We start from the raw sequence: 2,163 nt of genomic DNA on the forward strand, positions 1-2,163 counted from the left end.
GCTCTCAATTATGCTGGGAATGTTCTTTTTTTGCACCGTTGTGAGCATGGCGGCACTGGCCTGGACTATGTACTCTGACAGGAAGGAGAAGGAGCGGCAGCAAAACCCTGAGCCGGCCCCGCTGGTCTGCGAAGACGGCGAGAGCTGCTTCCTCAGAGGCTACCATTATTACAAGATAAAGGAATACGACAAGGCCGCTCGGGACTGGGAAAAATCCTGCGACTTCAAATACGGCCTCGCCTGCACCAACAGAGGATTTATGGATTATTACCGCGCCCTCCCTGAGCCATCACCGGAAAGGGCGCTGGATTTTGCCGCCCGGGGGTGCGCTTATAACGACCCTAAGGGCTGTCAGCTAAAGGCCGATACGCTGAGAAACCATTTCAGCCGGCGGCCCGGAGCCCTGGAACAGTCTCACGAGCTTTACGTTAAAGCCTGCTCCCGGAAGCTGCCGAGCTCCTGCGGCTATGCGGCGGCCGATTTTTATCTCCGGGGCGATTATGAAAACTCCTACGAATTTGCCGTCAGGGGTTGCCTGGAGAACGGCAGCGAAGATACAGTGAACGCCTGTCTCTACCGGGCTCTGGCGACGGAAAAGACCGGGAGAAGCGAGCCCCCGCTGGAGAACCGGATCAAAACCATTAAGGAAGGGTGCGACAAGTATGAGCTTGGCTATGTCTGCGCCGTTTACGCTCAGGAAATAGCAAAGGACGACCGGGAACGCCTGGCCTATATGGACAAGGCCTGCCATTTCCATGGTTCCCCGGGATACTGCAATATGGCCCGGCAGGAGCGGGAGCAGCAGCAAAAGCGCCGGGAGGTAACTGACACCGAAGCCCGGCTTCCGGATCTTCAGGAGGCCCAGCTTCCCGAGCTTCAGGAGGCCTGCGCCGCGGACGACCGGGCAGCCTGTCTCCGCATCGGAAAATATTACGAAAACAATAACGAGCTGGCGCCCCGGGAACGGCAGGCCAAAGCCATAGAGGTATACGAGGCGCTCTGTCAGAAGCGCGACAGTCAGGGCTGCGCCGAACTCCGCCGCCTGAAAAAGGACGCCGGGAGATAAATAATGAAGGAGCTAAAGTTAAGCTGACGAAGTTCTTGCCGCTGCCGGTTATTCCTGTCATCATAGCCGCGTATCCGGACAGGGCAATTTTTTTCCGGGCCGAAGTTTTTATGGCTGATCGCCGAGCGTTTAAAGGGCAGCCTTAAAAGGAGATAAACATGAGCTATAACAGAAACGGCTGCGATTCCCGGGGCTGTCAGGGAGCTCAGGCGCTTCTGATCATTATGGGGATTTTCTTTATCTTCTTCCCCGTCGGACTTTTGCTGTTAGTGTGGGATCATGTATTTGAAACCCCTTTATTTGAAAGCGATCCGCAAAAGCAGCAACATCAGGAGGCAGCGCTGGTCTGCGAAGACGGCGAGAGCTGCTTCCGGCGGGGCTTCCGCTATTACGAGAAGAAGGAATATGACAAAGCCGCCCAGGACTGGGAAAAGGCCTGCGATTTCAAATATGACCACGCCTGCGTCAACAGGGGGATTATGGAATTCTACGGGGAGCTCTCTCAGTCATCCCCCGAAAAGGCGCTGGATTTTGCTGCCCGGGGATGCGATCTTAACAACCTGAAAAGCTGTCAGCTTAAGGCCAATGTGCTCGGGAAGCATTTCAGAGAACGTCCCGGAGCGCAGGAGGAAATCCGCGAGCTATACATTAAGGCCTGCTCTCCGGAACTGCCGAGATCCTGCGGCAAGGCGGCAGCCATTTTTTATGTCGCGGACGATTATGAGAAATCATATGAATTTGGCGCCAGAGGCTGCCTGGGGGATGGCAGCGATGAAACGGCGACCGCCTGTATCTACCGGGCCCTGGCCGCGGAAAAAACCGGAAAGAACGATCCCCCGCGGGAAGAAAGGATCAAAACCATTAAGGAAGGCTGCGACAAGCATGAGATCCCTTATGTCTGCGCCGTATACGCTCAGGAAATCACCCAGGATGACCGGGAACGCCTGGCCTATATGGATAAGGCCTGCCATTTGCATGATTCCCCGGAATTCTGCAATACGGCCCGGCAGGCCCGCCGGGAGGTGACTAATATCGAAGCCCGGCTTCCGGAGCTTCAGAAGGCCTGCTCCGAGGATGACCGGGTGGCCTGTCTCCGT

General features: G+C 56.0%; 2 protein-coding genes. Both read left to right on the forward strand.

What is annotated here, in order from left to right; all coding sequences use genetic code 11:
- The coding region (locus ACJROR_RS06495; protein ID WP_406546395.1) for a hypothetical protein at positions 1-1,066 on the forward strand (1,066 nt) is incomplete at its 5' end.
- Between the two features lie 158 nt (positions 1,067-1,224).
- A partial coding sequence (locus tag ACJROR_RS06500; RefSeq protein ID WP_406546396.1) for a hypothetical protein occupies positions 1,225-2,163 on the forward strand: 939 nt, incomplete at its 3' end.

It is taken from the genome of Succinimonas sp. (assembly GCF_045225735.1).
GTDB lineage: Bacteria > Pseudomonadota > Gammaproteobacteria > Enterobacterales > Succinivibrionaceae > Succinimonas.